We start from the raw sequence: 16,255 nt of genomic DNA on the forward strand, positions 1-16,255 counted from the left end.
ATCCCCCCATCTCCATCACCCAATTCCCAAGCGCCCGGCTAAACTAGGAGTTAAAGGCATGAGGGTGGCAATCATTAAAAATAGGGCTAACAGAGCTAAAGCTGCGCGAGCATCATTGGGTTCTGTAATTTCATTGGAACTGGGTCGCTCTAGATCCCGTTGCAGGACTAAAATGACGATCGCCCAATACAAGGCTAAGGGAGTCACAAATGATGCAAATCCTAACACAATTAGGGTCGCGACTGTAGTAATTCCCGCTATTTTGCGTCCGTAAATCGCTTGTACCATGCGCCCCCCATCCAATTGTCCCGCAGGCATGAGGTTAATGGCACTGAGAACTAAACCTAGCCATCCCATCAGGGTTAAGGGATGCACATCTACCAGGGAATTTTGCAACACATCCCCTAAAACTGCCCGTGCTAAGGTTCCCACTAAAACTGAGCCTTGGAAAAATTGGGAAGGAATTTGAAAGAGACTGCCGGGATGGGATAAGGATAAACCCAAAATTAACAGAAATAGGGATAATAAACCCCCTGCTGCTGGCCCGGCAAAGGCAATATCAAACAGGACGCTACGGTTGGGTAAAATGGACTCAAAGCGGGTAATAGCGCCAAATGATCCCACTTGCCAAGTGGGGAGGAAAAAGGGAAAACTGAGGCGAATTTGGTATTTTTGCGCCATCCACCAATGGCCCAACTCATGGGCTAATAATATCACCCACAGACCAATGGCGATCGGCATTGCTTCCGGCCATCTTGACCATTCGCTGAACCAGTCAAAGCCTTGAAAAATGCCCCCCGCTTCTAAACTGGTGGCAAGGGTGGCAAGGCCTAAACCTGCCGCTAAAGCCTTTTGTCCCAGGTTGAGGGGTTTAGGGTCTTGGCTTTGGGGGAGTGCGATCGCCACAGGCTTATTATCCGGCCCCATCACCAAGAATAACCGATAGCGATCGCCCACGCGCTCCTTTAACCGCTCCGAAAGCTTCTCATAGGACTTATCCGGGTCACCCCGTAAATTGCCCTTAAAAATCGCCCCTTCCTGATACGGCAAGGTTTCCGTCAAAAAATAAGTATCGATGCCAAAAATTTCCTTAATCTTGTTCAACTCCTCTGCGGGGATACCCATCGGCTCTGAAGCAACGAATGAAGGCGTTTCCCCCATCTGAGCAGCAAACGCTTGGTCTTGTTCTTCCCGTTGTTTCAACCGTTCAGCCACCTGTTGACGCAACAGCTCATCTTGTCCCGATACTCGCAACTGCCTACCCAAGAAAATATAAATCCCCGTTGAGCCTAGTAGTAAAAACAAAATTCCCGCCAGGTTGAGATAAATTCCCAGAGAAAACAGCCCAAAAAACAATAACCAGGGAACCATCAGCACCACGGACTGCAACCAAGCCAGGATTCCTAACTTACCATAGGGCCGAGCGCGTTGAAATCCCCAAAACAAGATGCCCAGGGCAACCAGTAAGATCAAGAATGTGAGGGAATTGTTGGATATGGCAGACATCATAGAGGAATTGCAGGTGAAACAGAATGCCATACCTTGGCCCAGAAAGCCAAGGCATAGCTGAAGGTAATTATACCAGTGGAGGGGGCTTTTAACATTATGTTAACAGGATCGGTTCTATTTGGCGATCGCACTCAGCATTCTCAGAAATAGCAACAACAGGAGAATCGAGATCGAGACACCAATTTTCATCGATAATATTCAACCGAGCATCTAAAACAAGAATCAGTTCGCCAATTTCTTCATCTTCTGAATTATTATATGGGGTCAGTAGAAATTCTAGCTTAATCCACGGACAAGCCTTCTCGTTGACTTGGTTAATACCAATAGCACTATTCACCAGAGTAATTGTTGGTGATTCAAGCAATTTCACCTGCTCGTAAAATCGATTTTCACTATCCCAATAACCTTGGATATTATAGTTACAGGATTCTAGATGCTGTTTAGCAATTCTGCACGGTTCAATTTCATCTAGAAGTTGGGAGAAGCTATTCCAAATCGTATGATGAGTGATGGTCATGGTGATGTTTTAATGATTTAGGGAATAAACAGGCGACCTACTCCCCTATAGTTTTCAATATCCAGAACGATTTCAAGCAGACGATCGATACACTGCTCTCGATAGGAAAATTCATCAAGGCGTTCTAGATCCCCAATGGTCACTACAGGTAATGATGTACTGGTATTGTCTTCACGCATAACCTGCTCTAAGGAATCTGTTCCTTTCATATTGCGATTTGCTGTAAGGATAATCATTTCATTCGCTTGGGCATAATTCCATATTTGACGATCGCTGGTATCCATAAATAAGCCCACTTCTTTAAGCGTCACGAAATCGATAGCGAGCAAATCGAGCCAACCCTGTTTGGTCAAAACTCCCAGGAAAATCACAGCATAGCCATCCAAATTGTAATCGACCAAAAATTTCATTATTTTTTAGATTAATGTTTGGCTTTTTGCTCCTCAAGTTTTTTCCATAAATGTTCCTTACCAGGTGCGCGAGAATGGGCAGATATTCGCGCAAAATACTCTCGATTTCTCTCTTCCCAGTATTGACGAATTTCTTCTCTAGTTTTCAGCACTTCCTGATACTCGGCTTCGACTTCATCGCGATAACATTCCAGATAAGATAAAGCACCATCGATTTGTTCCTGACTCAGGTTAAACTTATCGCGGATTAATTTCGGTGGATACTCTAGCTTTAGAAAATCCAAAATATCATACAGTGTAATGCGGCTGCCTTTAAGGGTTAATCCACGCTCTGTGCGAATAATCATTCCTTGTTGTTCTGAAGTTTGAGTAATCATGAGCCTTAAAATAGATGGTAGTGAAAATTATAAGCCTTATAGCCCTCACCCTCAATGCCCTCTCCCTAAATCCCTCTCCCACGGGAGAGGGACTTTTCTCCCCTTCTCCCGTGGGAGAAGGGGCTGGGGGATGAGGGCAACCTTAAACTCGTTTTTCAGGTTGCCTGAGATAAAAATTTGATTAGATAATTCCCTTTTCCTTCAACTTACTTAGAGCATAAGTCGCCGCTTCCTTCTCTGCATCTTTTTTACTCCTTCCTTTTCCTGTAACCCATTCTTCGTCACTAATAAAAACTGTAGACATAAATTCTGGAGCATGATCCAGACCTCCGATTTTTTCAGTCACATATTTGGGAGGATTTTTAGCTCCTCTCGATTGGAGTAATTCCTGTAATCGATTTTTTGAGTCAATGTTGGAACGAGCAATCATTTGCTCTTGAGGCACGGAATCAAACAGTTCTTCTATTACAGGACGAACTTTTTCCATATTTTGATCGCAATCTAAATAGTAAGCCCCAACAATAGCTTCAAAGGTACTACTGAGTAAATTCTGATTTTGATATCCCCCTTCTTTGATTAACCCTTGACTTAGACGCATTCTTAAATCTATACCCACTTCAACTGCAAATCTAGCCAATTGTTTTTGATCCACTAAAGCAGAGCGCCGTCTAGTCATTTCATCTTCTCCCATTTCCGGATAGCGCTGATAGAGATATTGACCACTGATAAAGGTCAAAATCGCATCACCGAGAAATTCTAAACGTTCATTGTGTCCTATGGTTCCAGGATTTTCATTCACATAAGAACGATGGGTTAAGGCACGATGGAGAAGTTTTTCATCCTTAAACATCAACAGTTTGTGGAAGTGACTACCATATTCTTCTCGTGATTTTTGCTTTTTTTTTTGTTTTGAATTCATCTCTTGATGGTCTATATCAAAGGTCATAGATATGATTTTTTGATGATTTATTGCCATCCTTTATTATACTGTATATTCAATTCAATTTGTAGGGGCAGGTTTCAAACCTGCCCCTACAACAAGACTACTTCACTTTTTTCCTAAAAGATGAGGGAGGAAAAAGGCTGTTTCCTCGTTTATTATTGCAGGAAAAACAGGAAATACGCAGATTTTCTGAAGAGTTAGAACCTCCTTTACTTCTAGGAATAAGGTGATCGAGGGTGATTTCTTGGGGGGATAAAATGCGTCCACACCAATAACACTCGTTGCCAAACAGTTCAGTAAGTTTGGCAATTTTATTGTGTTTTTGTTTGGAATTCATAGTTGATTATTCCAATAACTACAATTGGAATATCGCGTGCAACAAAAAGACGCGCTTAAGTAAATAAGCGACAGTTTTTCTATGACACCTTAGTAAACGTCTCAAACTTACTACCTTCAACCCTCAAACCAGTGCAGATCCAGTCTGCTGAACTACCAGTTATCTGAAGGACTCATTCCTGATTCAGATCCATGCTAGGCCAGAATCCTGGACTTGCACTAACCTGAGAATCGGAGGTAGTATCCATGAGACGAACACTTATGGATATTCTTGACCTGGATTATGGCACAAAATAATCTTTAATGTCAAGATTCTCAGGTATACATTGATAAAATAACAGAGTTTAGACTATGGGAGATGCCAGACTAATGCTTAAAGATAGCTCACTGATTACTATATCCCCTGATATCATGAGTGGAACGCCAGTGTTTGCAGGCACTAGGGTTCCGGTGCAAACGCTTTGGGATTATCTCAAAGCGGGTGAATCCATTAATGACTTTTTAGATGGATTTCCCACAGTGACTAAAGAGCAAGTGATTCAGGTTCTTGAAGAAGCGGGAAAACACATTTTTGGTCAGGTTGCCTAAGATGAGAATTCTGTTAGACGAATGTATCGATCGTAAACTGGCGCGAGAGTTTGTGAGTCACGAGATCGTCACTGTCCCTCAGATGGGATGGTCTGGAATCAAAAATGGTCAGCTCCTTTCCCTTGCGGAAACAGAGTTTGATGTTTTTCTTACAGTGGATTGCAATTAATGGAATCAATATTAAGTCTTTTTCTAGGCTAAACTTGAACCCTACTCGCGGGTAGAAAATGTTGCCAAAGCCGATCGCAGATTTCCTTGGTTTCGATCCAGATACTCTTGAGCCATTTCAGCATCCACACTTGTCCAAGCCATCAGTAAAGCCACCTTCACCCGTTGTCCGCTCTCATCTAAAAGTTGCTCGCATTGCGATCGCCCCAAATCTGTTAAATCCTCTAAAATGCGTAAAGCGCGATCGCGTAACTTCCTATTCGTCACCGCCACATCCACCATCCGGTTACCATACACCTTACCCAACCTCACCATCACCCCAGTAGACAAAATATTCAGCGCCATCTTCGTAGCCGTTCCCGCCTTCAGGCGCGTTGAACCCGCCAAAACCTCCGGCCCCACCAACAAGCGAATATCCACATCCACCGCCACCGAAACCTGCTCCACCGGCACACAAGCCATAAAAATCGTCGTTGCCCCCCGCTCTTTAGCCCCCTGCAACGCCCCCTGAACATAAGGCGTTGTCCCTCCAGCCGTAATCCCCACCACCACATCCTTCGAGCCGATCTGATACTGCTCAATCACCTGCATCCCATCCTCAAACCTATCCTCTAAGCCCTCAGAACTGCGTACCAGCGCCCCCTCACCCCCTGCCAAAATCCCCTGTACCATCTCTGGGTCAGAACAGAACGTAGGCGGACATTCCGCCGCATCCAGCACCCCTAAGCGGCCGCTCGTTCCTGCCCCCACATAAAACAACCGTCCCCCATTCCGAAGCGCTAACGCCGTGCGATCAATCGCTTCCGCCAACTGCACCTTCGCCTCGGAACAAGCAGCCACCGTTTGGGCATCCTCCCGATTAAACAACTCCACCAACTCCAGCGTCCCCAGTTCGTCTAACGTCAAACTTTGAGGATTAATTTGCTCCGTTAACAGATGACCGCGATTTTCCATACCCTTATAACAATCCTTCCAAACTTTTGCGAATGCGTTCAAGTTCCTCAGAACTCATATCCGAGTCCGACTCCTGGGCACTCGGTACATCAGACTCCTCCTCACTCCAATCCAAAGAATCCACATTACTATCTGGCGGAATCACCAGCTTACCCTCGCTCACCCACTCGAAATCTAAATCCGCCTCTGCACAAAAGGCCTTAATCTCCTCCTCATCAATCGCCTCTACCGTAGGAGCCGGAAAATCCTGAGCCTCCAACTGCAACGCAAATCGAGTGGCATCATCCTCCACTTCAAAGATTAAAACCTTATTTCGTACTTGTCTGGGATCGGGGTGGGGAACCCTAATGGTGTGAATCCCCTCATTTTCCGTACCGACATTAAACAACAGGACATAAACTCGCATAAGCTACTAAAAGTGAACGCTCCCAAATTCGATATTTTCCCTTATCTTATAGCAGTTAGGGAATCGGGGGATAGGGGAATCGGGGAATCGGGGAACACAAAGATCTCCTATTGCCTATTCCCTGAACAACTATGGCATCATCAAGACAAGGTGTGAGTATTCAGAACGGTGTGAGGATATGACGAGCAATAACGATCCCAATCAACTGCCAGAATCTGATCTAGAAGCCATGGATACTGAAGATCAAGATGAGCAATGGGAAGACGAAGAAGAGCCTAGAAAATGGGGACGCTGGATTGGGTTTGGCTTAGGAAGTGTGGCGCTCTTGCTGGTGGCTGGAGCAGGCTATGGCTGGTATTGGGTGAATCGGGGACTTGGCCCTATGGTGGCTCAAGCTTTGACTAAAACCCTCAACCGTCCTCTGGAAATTGGCCCGGTAGAGAGGGTTTCGTTTAATAGTATCCGCTTTGGCCGTTCTGGACTGCCTGCAACGGCAACCGATCGCGATCGTGCTACGGTAGAAGCAGTAGAGGTTAAGTTTAATCCCATTGATGTGATTGACAATGAGATTAATCTGGATCTGACCTTAATTAATCCCCAAGTTTATTTAGAGCAGGATAAAGAAAGTCAATGGCTGAATCTGGAGATTACCCAGGAAGAGCCAAAAGAGGGGCAATTTAAGATTAATGTGATTAAGGCTGGGGTGCAAGATGCTACGGTGGTCTTGGTTCCCTGGAAAGGAGAAGGGGCAAGTGTTCAACATAGCGTTACCTTTAACCCCATTCGTGCCAGTGCCGAGTTTTTTGATGAGTATAATCGGATTCGCTTTGATGCTACGGTGGCTCAAGATCGGAGTTCAGGAGAGGTGCAAGCAAAGGGAGAATTTTTGAACCGGGAACAACAGGTGAGAGTACAGGTGCGATCGCAAAATTTAGACCTGATTCCCCTGACTAACTTAGTGCCCAATTTACCCCCAGAGGTGGCGTTAAGGGGGGGTAAAGTAAATGGGAATCTCAACGGACGGATTAATCTACAAGATATTAAAGCATCTTTGCTCAATGGAACGCTATTGGTGAGCGAGATGGCTGGAGAGTATACTTTACCAGAGCCTCAGCCAGAAGAGAAGAAACCGCCACAACCGCCGACAGAAAGCACAGAAACTCGTCAATTTGATATTACTCAAGTTCCCCTATATCTTTCCCAAGGGAAAGCTACTCTGCAATTCCAAGATCAACTGGTGTTAGTAGAAGAGGGATCGATTCTCTATGCAGATACTATTCCTATCACCCTCGAAGGGGGAATTCATCTGCAACAAGGAATTGAGGTAGTGGCTTCTTTAGCGCCGGTAACGTTTGAAACCTTAGAGAAAACAATCAAGACTCAATTGCCGGTACAAGCAACCGGAGAATTCCAAGTTAAGGCGAAGTTGCAAGGGCCGTTTGAGCAACTGTTGCTGGTGGGATTGTTAGAAACGACACAACCGACGCAAATCGATCGCCTGGAATTTGCGAAAATTAGCACCCAATTTGCTTATGCCAATTCTACGATCGCCGTTCAAGGCTTGAAATTGCTTCCTACCCTGGGGGGTGAAATTCTGGGACAGGGAGAGTTGCAATTACCCGTGGGTGAACCGAAAGAGATGATGGGGCCGGAATTACCGGGAGCTGCACCCCCAGAAAAGGCTGATCCAGCCACAGCACAACCCTTTTTAGTCTTTGAAGCTCAAGGGCAAAATGTCCCCATAGATGCGATCGCCCAACTCTACCAAGTGCCGAGTAATATTACTCTGGGTACAGTGTCGCCTAAAATGCGCGTCATGGGGCCCCTCAATGATTTACAGGCGATCGCCCAAACCGATCTCGCTGGCGGCCAAGTGCAAGCCGCAGCCCGTTTAGTCGGTTTCAATACCGGAACCCAGACCGTAGGGGCGGGTGTAAGGGCGGGTTCAGCAACATCTGGCTTGGAAGACGAAATGACGGGTGAACCCGCCCCTACAGAAAACCAAAAATTGGGCGAACCCGCCCCTACACCGAAAATCCCCTTAGAACTGCAAACCGAAATTAGGGCCCAAAACATCCAACTGGCAAGCCTTTCTCCCTTGGTTCCGCCACAACTCGCAGCTCCCTTTAGCGGAGGTGGGCGAATGATTGTCCCTTTAGAAAACTATAGTTTCGATCGAGTCCAGGCGATCGCCGAAGGGCAGTTAGATGTAGCCGGAGGACAAATCAATGTTTCTGGACGTTTGCAGAATAACCAAATTGCCAGCTTAGTGCAAGCGAATAATGTGCAATTGGGGCAATTTCGCACTGAATTAGAACAATTTGTACCCCCCCAGCAATTTCAACTGCCCTTTGCTGAAGCTGCACCCTTTACCGGAGTCGTGGAAATGGCTGGCCCAGCCGACAACTTGAATCTTTCTGCATTTCAAGCACGATTGCAAGGGACTCTGAATTTAGCTGGAGGTATCATTAGAGGCGGAGGTAGATTAGAAGGTGGACAATGGGAAGCCGCCCTAGACATTAACCAAGTGCAAGCCTCGCGCTTGTCTCCCCAGTTACAGTTAGCCGCTAAGGAACAAACGATTCTGCAAACCCCCCTAACTGCAACGGTGAACTTAAAAGGGCCGGTAAATAATTTTTCACCCGATGTACTGATCGCCGAAGCAAAAGCCGATTTAGATCTTGCGGGTGGTCGAGTCAATGTCATCGCACAAGCCCTCAATGGGGAATGGAAAGCCTCCCTCCGAGCCAATCAGGTTCAGGTTGACCAGTTATCGCCCCAAGTCCCAGCAGGTATGCAACCTTTACCCTTTAGTGGGGTGGTGAATGCCCAAGGTCGATTAGATAATGTTTCGCCCAATAGCATTTTTGCCCAAGGCCAAGGCTTGGTGAATGTGGGGGATAGTGTCCTTAATGTAGAGGCGATCGCCCAGCAAGGACAATGGCAAGCCAGAATGAATGCCGAACAGGTACAGTTAGACCAATTGGGTTTAGCGTTACCTCCTGAGTTTCAACGGCTGACGGGGGCAGGGCAAATGGTAGCGGGTGGACGGTTGGATAATTTCGATCCCACTGCTATACAAGCAAAAGCTGAGGTTTTCCTCTCCAAGTTACCCATCTTAGAGCAAGGGCCGTTTAGGTCTCAAATGATCTGGAATGGCCGCTCTTTGGATATTGTTGCTGGGGCAGGTTCGGTGGTTGTACCTTCCTCTTCTTCCCAGCCACCCGTAGGGGCGGGTTTACCCAGATCTCCGTTGGGAGGCGAAAATATCGGTGAACCCGCCCCTACAACTTTGGCCCCCAGAGCGTCTGGTCTGCAAGTCGTGGGTCAAATTGTCCCCAATTTCCAGAATTTAATGGCTTCTCGGTATAATTTCAATGCCGAAGTTGCGGATTTCAATTTAGCTACCCTGCCCTTTACCCTGCCGGATACTGTGGCGGTGCAAGGCCGAGTCGATTTTGCGGGCAGAATTGCAGGCACAGGCTTACAGCCGAATCTAGAAGGTAAAATGCGCTTGCGGAATATGGTCGTCAATCAAATTGCCTTCGATCCGGTGATTGAGGGGCCGATCCAGTTTACACCGAGTCAGGGAGCAACGATCGCCCTCAAAGGAGAATCAGACGAAATTTCCCTGGCGATCGGGCCTACATTTATACCCGAATCCTTTACCTTTAAGATCGGGGAGGCGATCGCCACCGGACAACGAACCCCAGCTTCTGAAGGCTCAGATTTAACCAACTTCAAGGTCGATATCGCCCAGTTTCCCCTAGATTTGGTCAATCTGATTCCTACAGCCAATCCTTTAGGGCCAATTTCCGGTAAAGCTTCGGGTAACTTTAACCTCAGTTTTCCCAAAATCTTCAATCCCATGGCTATTATTGCCCAAGGAGAAATTCAAATCGATAAACCCTCTATTGGCACAGTTAAGGGCGAGTTACTCACCGCTAAATTAAACTATGCTGGAGGTCAAGGACAATTAACCGATACTCAGCTAAAAATTGGTGAGAGTGAATATAATCTGCAAGGAGCCGTAAATCTCACCGATCTAAGCGATCCCCAATTTGAAGCCGATATTAAAATTGCCCAAGGAAGCGTACAAGATGTCCTGCAAGTCTTGCAGATTTTTGACCTAGAAGATATTGCCCAAGGCTTTGCACCTGCCACAGGAACAGCCGCAAATTTAGGCACTTTGACCTTTGATGAAAGTGAGAGAACCCTAGAAGAGCAGTTGCGTCGCTTCTCCGAAATCCTGAAATTACAGGATTTACGACAACAAGAGCGCGATCGCTTCCCTATCCCTGCTCTCGCCCAATTGCAAGGGGCATTTGATGGCAATATTAAAGTCTCCGGTTCTCTCAAACAAGGACTCTCAGCCAACATCGATTTACTAGGTGAAAACTGGGTCTGGGGTAAATATAGTTTTAACCCCATTATTGTTAAAGGAAATCTCAAAGATAATGTTCTCACCTTACTCCCCGTTCGCATTGAGTCCAGCGAAGGATTAATCACCTTTTCCGGACAAGTAGGAGGCGAACAGCAATCCGGTCAGCTCAAAGTTGAAAATGTTCCCGTAGACCTAATTCAGCAATTTATCCCCGATTTACCCGTCGATTTAACTGGGAAAGTTAATACCACAGCTACTCTTTTAGGAGGAAGCCTACAAAATCCTAAAGTCATTGGCCAATTAGGCTTATCAGAGGGTACATTAAATGAAGAGCCGATTCAAGAAGCCACCGGTAACTTTTCCCTATCTGATGGACGCTTACGATTTGGTGGCAAGCTCTTAGTAACAGGAGATTCTCCCGTAACGCTAACCGGTAGTATTCCTAGCCCCCTACCCTTTGGTTCAGTCTCTCCCGCTTCCCAAGATATTCAGTTAGATTTAAACCTAGAAAATGAAGGTTTGGGGATCTTAAATGTTCTCACTCGTCAACAAGTTAATTGGGTAGCAGGTACAGGAAACGTTAATATCAAAGTTTCTGGAACTGTGGATAATCCCATGGCTGTTGGAGAAGTAACCATTGCTGATGCCACCCTAAAATCTCAAACCCTTTCAGAACCTTTGAGTAATGTCAATGGTGTAGTTAAGTTTAACGGTGAAAAGGTCTATATAGAGAACCTCACTGGAGATTTTAGCCGAGGAAAAGTGCAAGTATCTGGCTTAATTCCCCTTGCCGATCCAGACTTACCTTTATCTGAAGAAGAGGCAGCACTGCCCCTGAAAATTCAGTTGGAAGAAATTGATTTTAACTTCCAAGATATCTACAATGGAGGCGTAAATGGCAATATTGAAATTGCTGGAGCAGCCTTAGAACCGGTACTTAAAGGCAATATTGTCCTCACTGAAGGTAAGATCTTTCCCGCAGAAGCCACGAAGCTACAAAAAACTGATCAAGCAGATGCGGTTCCTTCTTCTAATCCATTGGTTCCGGTCTTTAATGGCTTTAATATTGATTTAACCGATGGGATTGCCATTTTACAACCCGGTTTTGTTGATATTCGCGGTGAAGGAACCCTAACGATTAATGGCCCAGTCGATGATATCCGTGCCGATGGTGAGATCGATATTAACCGGGGATTTATTAATATTATTTCTACCCAGTTCCGTGTAGATCGCGAACAGGAGAATAGAGCAAGGTTTATTCCCAATCAAGGTTTAGATCCCGATCTGAATTTACATCTAGAAGCCTCTATTTCTGAGGTTAAAGGCAGTCGGCAACCGGATGTTGTATTCTGGGGACAAAATGAAATTGATGATACTCCACCTTTGGATAATAATGAGACAGAAACGGTACGCATTCAAGCAACGGTAACTGGGCCCGCATCTCAGTTAGAGAATAACTTGGAGTTAACCAGCTCTCCGGTACGCAGTCGTTCAGAAATTATTGCCCTGATTGGGGGTGGCTTCTTGAATACTATTGGGGGTGGTGGGAATACAACATTAGCGCTTGTGAATATTGCTGGATCAACGGTTTTATCTAATCTGCAAACGACTTTAGGAGAGGCTCTAGGGTTGACCGAGTTGCGACTGTATCCGGTGGAAGATCGATCGCGCCGAGGGGCGATTGGTTTAGCAGGAGAGGCAACTTTAGATATTACAAATCAGTTTTCTGCTTCTTTGGGTAAAACTTTAACAGCCAGCGATCCGGTGCGCCTCCGGTTCCGCTACCGTTTGAGTGACGATTTAGTGTTGCGTGCAGCGACTGATTTAGGAGGCGAAGAGTCGGGACAACGCCGGACAGATAGTCGGCTTCAGTTTGAGTTTCGCAAGCGGTTTTAATTGGAGAGAGATAGGAACAGCCTGTCCCTATCTCCCTATTCTGATGATTAAGCGGCTCGATCGCTCTCATCAGGCGATCGCAACGGTAAGATCTTGCGATCTGGAGCAGCTAAGGCAACGACCTTTTGCATCATTTGCGGGAAGAAGCGCCCCATGAGGGAGGCGACTTTTCCTTGCCATCCGACGACAATTTCATCGTCTCGATCGCGTAAACCCGCGACTAAGGATTTGGCAACCATTTCGGCGCTATCGGTGGCTACCCAACGGAATTTTTCCGTATCCCGCACCATGTCAGTGTCAGTGAGGGATGGCAGCAGGGCAACAACGCGCACACCTTTGGGGGCGAGTTCTTGGCGGAGAGCTTGGGTAAAGCCGACGAGGGCAAATTTGGTGGCGGAGTAAGTGGCGTAGGTGGGAGCGGCGACTTTACCCATGAGACTCGATACGTTGACAATTGTCCCCTGGGAACGGGAAACCATGCGTTTAGCAATTAAGCGGGTAATGCGGAAGGTTCCCAGGAGATTGACATTGATTTCTTCTTCGATTTTACGGGGGTTGATGGCTAGAAAGTCCCCTTGGTGGGCGACTCCAGCGTTATTGATCAAAAGGTCAATGGGGCCATAGTCCCGCCAAGCTCTGGCGATCGCCCCATCTAAGGCTTGACCATCCGTCATATCAACGGCTAAGGGCACAGATTCCACTTGGGGATACTGCTGTTGGAGTATTTCAACCATCTGTTGCAGGCGTTGAGAATCGCGGGCAACCAGGAGTAAACGTTTCACTCCTTGGGCAGCAAGCTCTAAAGCGATCGCTCGCCCAATGCCTCGTGATGCTCCAGTTATGAGTACAACTTGTCCTTGGATCATGGATTGAACCTCCTTTCATCCGACAGGGTTGACAACGGCCACAGGATGACGACGTTATCTATCTTATTGTTTCAACGGCTTGACAAATTGAGTGTGAAATGCATCTCACGAAGAGGTGACGGCGATCGCAGCCTCTCCTAGAGAATGGGGGAATTGGACAACTTGCCAGTTTTGTCCCTCAACAGCTACCGCCGCTACTGTACCGGGGGGAGGGGTTAACGCATATAATGACCAAGCTGCATTGCTTGTTTTCGCCCCGGTTTCAGTTAATTGAATTTCAGCTTGTTCGAGTCCCGCTAATCCTTCCCCCATGGCTTTTAAGTAGGCTTCTTTGTACGTCCAATAGCGAAAAAAGGTATAGGGTTGTTGGGCAATGGGGGTTTGTTGAATGCGCTGATATTCTGAGGGTAAAAAGAACCTTTTGGCTAAAGAGTCTAAGTCGGTCAGGGGGCGAATTGCTTCGATATCTACGCCAAGGGGAGCATTGAGAGTAAAGCCATACAGGGCATAGTTTTTCGAGTGAGAGACATTAAAATTTAAGTCAGATTGGGGTAGAGCTAAGGCGGGTTTACCGCGCTGAGAATAGGTAAACTGAATTTCGGAGGGATGGCATGGTAAATACTGGGATAGTAAACAGCGTAACACACCTCGCGCCAGAATAAAGTACCGCCGATGCTCGTCAAAGTGGAAACGCTGCGCTCGTTCCTCTTCATCGGCAGACAGAAAGGATCTAAACTTTGCCAATTGGGGGATAAACCGGTTTAAGTCAGCCCACCAGATTTGAATGTGGCGATCGGATAAGATCATGCCTAGGAATTAATGTACAAGTGGTGTCCATTACCCATTATTAGTGCGATCGTACCCCAGTTTCCGAGAAGCCGGGTTTCTCCAAGAAACCCACCTTCTAGCTCCACGACGGTGGGGGGGCAGGTTTACAGGGTTGAGGGTTGGGTGTCCAAAACCTGGGTGAAACCTGCCCCTACGGGATAATTGAATTGATCGGTAGGGTGTTATCAACATCTCTTCTCTAGACTCTAGCACATAAGGTTTTCCCAATCAGGGTGGAGGGCAGATTTAGCTGGATCGTTGGCATTCATGAGTCCTACATCTTGGACTCGAACAATTTCTAATTAGGGTTTTAAATCAGGAGGAAAGACCATTGGTTAGTTCAATTAATATCGATACGCTGATTACTACCGATCCTAAACTGCGTTCTGGGCGGCCGATTATTGCGGGGACGGGAACCTCGGTGCGTCGCGTGGCGGCTCTGTACAATCAAGGATATGGAGCGGAGGAAATTGCGCGGCGATTGGATCATTTAACGTTGACTCAAGTGTATGCCGCTCTGACTTATTATCATGCCAATCGGGAAGCGATGGATGGGGATTTGCAGGCAGAACAAGATGCCTATACTCAGTTGGCTGAACGGCACTATCAACAGAGAAAAGCATGAGTGTGATTCGTCTTTATCTGGATGAGGATAGTATGGATTCGGCCTTGAGGGAAGGGTTGCGCCTTCGTAATGTGGATGTTCTGACGGCTGCGGAGGCAGGAACTTTAGCCTGGAGCGATGAGGAACAATTGCAATGGGCGTTAGAGAACCAACGGGTAATTTATAGTTTTAATGTCCGAGATTTCTATCGGTTGCATACCGAATGGATAGAACGGGGACAATCTCATGCAGGAATTATTTTAGGACAACAAAATTATTCGGTTGGAGAACAAATACGCCGTCTGGTGAGGCTAGTTTTGACCCAATCAGCAGAAAATATGCAAGGAGAGGTGGAGTTTTTGAGTGCCTGGGGCGAGCTGTAGGGGCGGGTTAACCAACCATTTCCACCCATCCATAACCTTTGTATTCATGTCGCGCAGCGAAACCTGCCCTCACCCCACCAAGAACTAGAAACCGGGTTTCTTGCCCAATTTTGCATCCCACCAGGAAAGTTCTGAGAAACCCGGTTTCTTTGGCTGTTTATACCGAAATTAGCGATCGCCGATCGCCGGGGATGGGGCGGGTTTACAATATTGATTGGTGGGTGTCCTAGATTTGGGTAAAACCCGCCCCTACATGAATTAAATGATCGCCTCATATCAAGTCCGTTGAATCAATTACAATAAGTCATTGCAGAGGAAAGCACGAAGAGGTGACAAGATGGCAGAAATTATTTTCAAAACTGACAAACCAGAGGAAGTGACGGAACTGGTTAAAAAGGCGATCGCCGCCGAACTATGCAGGTTAGAAAACAGCCAAAAACTTGCCAGAAAGCGGCTGGATTATTTTGAAGAGAAATATCAACAGCGATCCCCCCTAACCCCCCTTAACAAGGGAGGAACCGGATCGAGCCAGTTCCAGGATACACTCGCAGCAGAAGATATGGAAAGTGGAGACTTAGAATATGTCGAGTGGATGGGAGAATATCAGTTTTTTTTAGAACTGGAGGAAAAAATCAAGAGTCTCAAGAGTTTAGAATATGTCAGTGAATGAATATATTGATTCGGTTAGGGGAGCGCTGCAAAGGCTAGAAGATTATGGGTTGGTAGAGGCGATCTCGTTTAATTCAGAAGTCAGAGCGGGTGGACAAGCTGTTTTAAACATCAAAGTCACCCTGATCGATAAATCACAACTCTATATCCGGGAGTATGTCACCAGCTCTGCCAGCAAACATGGCTTGAGGCGAGTCAGCTATGCTTATCAGTATCAGTCTGAAGATGCCAGCTTAATTTTTAGATATGACAATGCACAACATAAACCTGCATTAGGGTTTGACGAACACAAGCATACCAGAGATGGAACGATTATCCAGAGTCAACTACCCATGATTGATGAAATTGTGGATGAGGTGATTGATAACTTCGCTTAATGTAATTAATTCAACGGACTTGATATTACCCGCCATTCCA

At 46.4% G+C, this 16,255-nt stretch carries 16 protein-coding genes and 1 pseudogene; 7 read left to right on the top strand and 10 right to left on the bottom strand.

Annotated elements, in window-relative coordinates:
* Nucleotides 1-15 precede the first annotated feature (15 nt).
* The 6 genes from AC3FZD_RS11320 to AC3FZD_RS11345 all read right to left on the bottom strand — a co-directional run bounded on the left by AC3FZD_RS11320 (nt 16) and on the right by AC3FZD_RS11345 (nt 4,093).
* Nucleotides 16-1,506, bottom strand: coding sequence for a site-2 protease family protein (locus tag AC3FZD_RS11320; RefSeq protein ID WP_488740322.1), 1,491 nt, complete (start codon nt 1,504-1,506; stop codon nt 16-18).
* 97 nt (nt 1,507-1,603) lie between these two features.
* Nucleotides 1,604-2,026 carry a hypothetical protein gene (locus AC3FZD_RS11325; RefSeq protein WP_488740219.1) on the bottom strand — a complete coding sequence of 141 codons (423 nt, stop codon included), beginning with the start codon at nt 2,024-2,026 and terminating at the stop codon, nt 1,604-1,606.
* 17 nt (nt 2,027-2,043) lie between these two features.
* Nucleotides 2,044-2,436 carry a DUF5615 family PIN-like protein gene (locus tag AC3FZD_RS11330; protein WP_488740220.1) on the bottom strand — a complete coding sequence of 131 codons (393 nt, stop codon included), beginning with the start codon at nt 2,434-2,436 and terminating at the stop codon, nt 2,044-2,046.
* Between the two features lie 11 nt (nt 2,437-2,447).
* On the bottom strand, nt 2,448-2,810 hold the full coding sequence (locus tag AC3FZD_RS11335) for a DUF433 domain-containing protein (protein ID WP_488740323.1): 363 nt from the start codon (nt 2,808-2,810) through the stop codon (nt 2,448-2,450).
* A 184-nt stretch (nt 2,811-2,994) separates the two neighbouring features.
* Nucleotides 2,995-3,732, bottom strand: coding sequence for a ribonuclease III (gene rnc / locus AC3FZD_RS11340; protein ID WP_488740324.1), 738 nt, complete (start codon nt 3,730-3,732; stop codon nt 2,995-2,997).
* Between the two features lie 124 nt (nt 3,733-3,856).
* Nucleotides 3,857-4,093: an HNH endonuclease gene (locus tag AC3FZD_RS11345; protein WP_488740221.1), complete on the bottom strand. Its 237-nt coding sequence runs from the start codon at nt 4,091-4,093 to the stop codon at nt 3,857-3,859.
* Nucleotides 4,094-4,461: 368 nt separating this feature from the next.
* On the opposite strand from AC3FZD_RS11345, the gene AC3FZD_RS11350 reads away from it, so the two are divergent.
* The gene (locus AC3FZD_RS11350) at nt 4,462-4,680 is read left to right on the top strand and encodes a DUF433 domain-containing protein (RefSeq protein WP_283763545.1); all 219 of its coding nucleotides are present in this window, start codon (nt 4,462-4,464) and stop codon (nt 4,678-4,680) included.
* A gap of 1 nt (nt 4,681) precedes the next feature.
* Nucleotides 4,682-4,846 (top strand): annotated as a pseudogene (locus AC3FZD_RS11355) (DUF5615 family PIN-like protein); the annotation flags it as partial.
* Between the two features lie 44 nt (nt 4,847-4,890).
* Here the strand turns inward: AC3FZD_RS11355 and murQ are convergent.
* Nucleotides 4,891-5,802, bottom strand: coding sequence for an N-acetylmuramic acid 6-phosphate etherase (gene murQ / locus AC3FZD_RS11360; protein WP_488740222.1), 912 nt, complete (start codon nt 5,800-5,802; stop codon nt 4,891-4,893).
* Between the two features lie 4 nt (nt 5,803-5,806).
* Nucleotides 5,807-6,208: a DUF3110 domain-containing protein gene (locus AC3FZD_RS11365; RefSeq protein ID WP_488740223.1), complete on the bottom strand. Its 402-nt coding sequence runs from the start codon at nt 6,206-6,208 to the stop codon at nt 5,807-5,809.
* A gap of 178 nt (nt 6,209-6,386) precedes the next feature.
* On the opposite strand from AC3FZD_RS11365, the gene AC3FZD_RS11370 reads away from it, so the two are divergent.
* Entirely contained in the window at nt 6,387-12,488 is a 6,102-nt protein-coding gene (locus AC3FZD_RS11370) for a translocation/assembly module TamB domain-containing protein (protein WP_488740224.1), read from the top strand.
* A gap of 47 nt (nt 12,489-12,535) precedes the next feature.
* Here the strand turns inward: AC3FZD_RS11370 and AC3FZD_RS11375 are convergent, their stop codons facing one another.
* Both AC3FZD_RS11375 and AC3FZD_RS11380 read right to left on the bottom strand, forming a co-directional pair.
* Nucleotides 12,536-13,354 carry an SDR family NAD(P)-dependent oxidoreductase gene (locus tag AC3FZD_RS11375; protein WP_488740225.1) on the bottom strand — a complete coding sequence of 273 codons (819 nt, stop codon included), beginning with the start codon at nt 13,352-13,354 and terminating at the stop codon, nt 12,536-12,538.
* A gap of 105 nt (nt 13,355-13,459) precedes the next feature.
* Complete coding sequence (locus AC3FZD_RS11380; protein WP_488740226.1) at nt 13,460-14,161, bottom strand: 4'-phosphopantetheinyl transferase family protein; 702 nt, start codon at nt 14,159-14,161, stop codon at nt 13,460-13,462.
* Nucleotides 14,162-14,513: 352 nt separating this feature from the next.
* Between AC3FZD_RS11380 and AC3FZD_RS11385 the strand changes: the two genes are divergently transcribed.
* The 4 genes from AC3FZD_RS11385 to AC3FZD_RS11400 all read left to right on the top strand — a co-directional run bounded on the left by AC3FZD_RS11385 (nt 14,514) and on the right by AC3FZD_RS11400 (nt 16,215).
* Nucleotides 14,514-14,807 carry a DUF433 domain-containing protein gene (locus AC3FZD_RS11385; RefSeq protein ID WP_488740227.1) on the top strand — a complete coding sequence of 98 codons (294 nt, stop codon included), beginning with the start codon at nt 14,514-14,516 and terminating at the stop codon, nt 14,805-14,807.
* Nucleotides 14,804-15,169 (top strand): DUF5615 family PIN-like protein, encoded by a 366-nt coding sequence (locus AC3FZD_RS11390; RefSeq protein ID WP_488740228.1) that lies wholly within the window; start codon nt 14,804-14,806, stop codon nt 15,167-15,169. Before AC3FZD_RS11385 ends, AC3FZD_RS11390 begins: the two co-directional genes overlap by 4 nt.
* Before the next feature lie 337 nt (nt 15,170-15,506).
* The gene (locus AC3FZD_RS11395; RefSeq protein ID WP_488740229.1) at nt 15,507-15,839 is read left to right on the top strand and encodes a hypothetical protein; all 333 of its coding nucleotides are present in this window, start codon (nt 15,507-15,509) and stop codon (nt 15,837-15,839) included.
* A complete protein-coding gene (locus tag AC3FZD_RS11400; RefSeq protein WP_488740230.1) occupies nt 15,826-16,215 on the top strand; it encodes a toxin-antitoxin system TumE family protein in 390 nt (129 codons plus the stop codon). The genes AC3FZD_RS11395 and AC3FZD_RS11400 overlap by 14 nt, the downstream gene beginning before the upstream one ends.
* The last annotated feature ends 40 nt before the right edge of the window (nt 16,216-16,255 follow it).

The organism is Roseofilum sp. KMC-1 (assembly GCF_057802075.1).

Excerpts from the sequence above, each read along its gene's own strand:
- AC3FZD_RS11320 (WP_488740322.1), bottom strand. The coding sequence starts at position 1,506 with ATGTCTGCCATATCCAACAATTCCCTCACATTCTTGATCTTACTGGTT.
- AC3FZD_RS11325 (WP_488740219.1), bottom strand. The coding sequence starts at position 2,026 with ATGACCATCACTCATCATACGATTTGGAATAGCTTCTCCCAACTTCTA.
- AC3FZD_RS11330 (WP_488740220.1), bottom strand. The coding sequence starts at position 2,436 with ATGAAATTTTTGGTCGATTACAATTTGGATGGCTATGCTGTGATTTTC.
- rnc (WP_488740324.1), bottom strand. The coding sequence starts at position 3,732 with ATGAATTCAAAACAAAAAAAAAAGCAAAAATCACGAGAAGAATATGGT.
- AC3FZD_RS11345 (WP_488740221.1), bottom strand. The coding sequence starts at position 4,093 with ATGAATTCCAAACAAAAACACAATAAAATTGCCAAACTTACTGAACTG.
- AC3FZD_RS11350 (WP_283763545.1), top strand. The coding sequence starts at position 4,462 with ATGCTTAAAGATAGCTCACTGATTACTATATCCCCTGATATCATGAGT.
- murQ (WP_488740222.1), bottom strand. The coding sequence starts at position 5,802 with ATGGAAAATCGCGGTCATCTGTTAACGGAGCAAATTAATCCTCAAAGT.
- AC3FZD_RS11365 (WP_488740223.1), bottom strand. The coding sequence starts at position 6,208 with ATGCGAGTTTATGTCCTGTTGTTTAATGTCGGTACGGAAAATGAGGGG.
- AC3FZD_RS11370 (WP_488740224.1), top strand. The coding sequence starts at position 6,387 with ATGACGAGCAATAACGATCCCAATCAACTGCCAGAATCTGATCTAGAA.
- AC3FZD_RS11375 (WP_488740225.1), bottom strand. The coding sequence starts at position 13,354 with ATGATCCAAGGACAAGTTGTACTCATAACTGGAGCATCACGAGGCATT.
- AC3FZD_RS11380 (WP_488740226.1), bottom strand. The coding sequence starts at position 14,161 with ATGATCTTATCCGATCGCCACATTCAAATCTGGTGGGCTGACTTAAAC.
- AC3FZD_RS11390 (WP_488740228.1), top strand. The coding sequence starts at position 14,804 with ATGAGTGTGATTCGTCTTTATCTGGATGAGGATAGTATGGATTCGGCC.
- AC3FZD_RS11395 (WP_488740229.1), top strand. The coding sequence starts at position 15,507 with ATGGCAGAAATTATTTTCAAAACTGACAAACCAGAGGAAGTGACGGAA.
- AC3FZD_RS11400 (WP_488740230.1), top strand. The coding sequence starts at position 15,826 with ATGTCAGTGAATGAATATATTGATTCGGTTAGGGGAGCGCTGCAAAGG.